The following is a 1,854-nucleotide window of genomic DNA, read 5'->3' as shown; positions in this document are numbered from 1 at the left end:
AGGGAGTCCCCCACCGCGCGCAGGATGGCGGAGCCCATGTTGTAGAGCATCAGCCCGATCAGGCCCAGCATGTAAATTTGAAGGTACGTCGCGGCCTCCGGCATGATGGAGGCCGGGGTGTTCATGAAGCGCAGGAGTGCGGGCGTCGCCACATACCCTGCGGCGGACAGGACCAGCGACAGGACGACTGTGGCAACGACGGCGGTATGAACGGCCCGGCGCAGGTTGAGCACGTCCCCGGCCCCGAAGTACTGTGCGATGACGACGCTGGCCCCCATCGTCATCCCGATGAAGAGGCTGATGAAGGTAAAGACGATGGGAACGGTGGACGTGACGGCGCCCAGCGCGTCCGCGCCGACGAAGTTGCCCACGACGACGCTGTCCACCGTGTTGTAGAGCTGTTGAAAGATGTTCCCCACGAAGAGCGGCACGGCAAAGTCCACAAGCTGCCTCCAGATCACGCCCTCCGTCATGTCCATGACGGTCCTGCTCGGCATCTTCGTCCTCTCAAGGAATGGATTGGGGACGCCCTGACCGCCCCCTCCGTTTCATTATAGCCTGCAAACGGGAAAGGACAAGGGGCGTCCCCACGGACGGCCCGGCGCCGGCCGGTCCCTGAGCGGCGGGCGCCGGCGAAGGGCCTCAGGGAGGGAGACGGCGCGCGGTCAGCTCGCTTCCGCTGGAGCGTCAAGCCACGCGGCGATCCTTTCGGCGTCCGCCCGACGGACCCTCAGCCCCTTGTGGACGTGTCCGCGACAGGCGGCGGCGATGTCTCGAACGCCCCTTTCCGGGCCCGTCATGCTGCTGGTGCAGAAGGGGTAGACCTCCTTTCCGCTGAGGTCGCAGGCCTCCAGGAAGGAGATCACGGCCATGGGACACGTCCCGAACCAGACGGGCCATCCCAGCAGGACCCGATCGTAGGGCGCGGGGTCGGGGGGCATGACGGCGAGGCGCGGCCGTTCGCCGGACTTGAACTCGCGCCGTCCCTCGAAGAGGGTCTTGAAGTAACTCGGCGGGTACGTCTTGTCCACCTTGATCTCGAAGAGGTCCGCGCCCTCCAGCAGGGATGCGATCTCCTCCGCGGCCTTCCTCGTCCTTCCGCTCTTGGAAAAGTAGACGATCAATGTCTTCATGAATCAGACCTCCCATAGAAGATTGATAGAAACTGCTGGCTCCTCACTGTTCTATGTGGGTAAGGAACTATTCTGTCAAATGTAACTGTCCGGCGACGAGGTAAATCATATCACTGAAGATCTGTTTGTTTCGATACCCCCGTGCCTTCGCTTTTGCCGCCTGCACCAGGCTGTTGGTCCCCTCAAGAACCGCATTGTTGACCTGAGAGGTAAACCATTGCAGAATCCCCTCCCATTTACCCACACATAATAACGAGGAACCAAAAGAAGGGGGTTGCCCCGGAGTGGTTGGTCAGGGCAGCTCGGAAGAGTAGTCGCCCTCAGTAGCCATCGAAAGCCGGGGCCCGACATCAGACGATCTGGAGAAAAACCAACACTGCCATGACTGTGACGTAGAGCCCCCCCGACAAACAAGCACAGTGCATGCGGCGGCGAATCGTACCGGACACCTCCAGCATCCAGATGGCCTCCCTTCGGGTCATCCCCGTAAGCGAATACCTTCGGTTCCTCCGTCTCTGCGCCCACCACGCCCATGCGTGCGTAAAGAAAGAAAAAACAAAGAAAATCATGCAGAAAAACAAAAGATAACCGCAGAATGTCTCATAAAATTCAAAGTATCCTGAACTTGAGGTAAGGAAGTAAAGGCCCAGCAGAAGACAACCGAAGACAGCGAAAAGGGACCGTATCGCCCGTCTGCCCAGCCGACTCCTTTGGTATTCCA

At 60.0% G+C, this 1,854-nt stretch carries 4 protein-coding genes; all 4 read right to left on the bottom strand.

Features of this window, described 5'->3' with window-relative positions; all coding sequences use genetic code 11:
• Nucleotides 1-497 (bottom strand): MATE family efflux transporter (locus tag SY1_RS04700; protein ID WP_208872875.1); only part of this gene is annotated, 497 nt, incomplete at its 3' end.
• A 168-nt stretch (nucleotides 498-665) separates the two neighbouring features.
• Entirely contained in the window at nucleotides 666-1,133 is a 468-nt protein-coding gene (locus tag SY1_RS04695; protein WP_015556342.1) for a flavodoxin, read from the bottom strand.
• A 67-nt stretch (nucleotides 1,134-1,200) separates the two neighbouring features.
• The gene (locus SY1_RS04690) at nucleotides 1,201-1,377 is read right to left on the bottom strand and encodes a transposase (RefSeq protein WP_208872873.1); all 177 of its coding nucleotides are present in this window, start codon (nucleotides 1,375-1,377) and stop codon (nucleotides 1,201-1,203) included.
• Between the two features lie 106 nt (nucleotides 1,378-1,483).
• Entirely contained in the window at nucleotides 1,484-1,615 is a 132-nt protein-coding gene (locus tag SY1_RS12545) for a hypothetical protein (RefSeq protein WP_279369721.1), read from the bottom strand.
• Between the last annotated feature and the right edge of the window lie 239 nt (nucleotides 1,616-1,854).

Source organism: Fretibacterium fastidiosum (assembly GCF_000210715.1).
Classification (GTDB): Bacteria; Synergistota; Synergistia; order Synergistales; family Aminobacteriaceae; genus Fretibacterium; species Fretibacterium fastidiosum.
The sequence above is the reverse complement of the archived record's forward strand: the minus strand, read 5'-3'. Positions and strand labels throughout refer to the sequence as shown.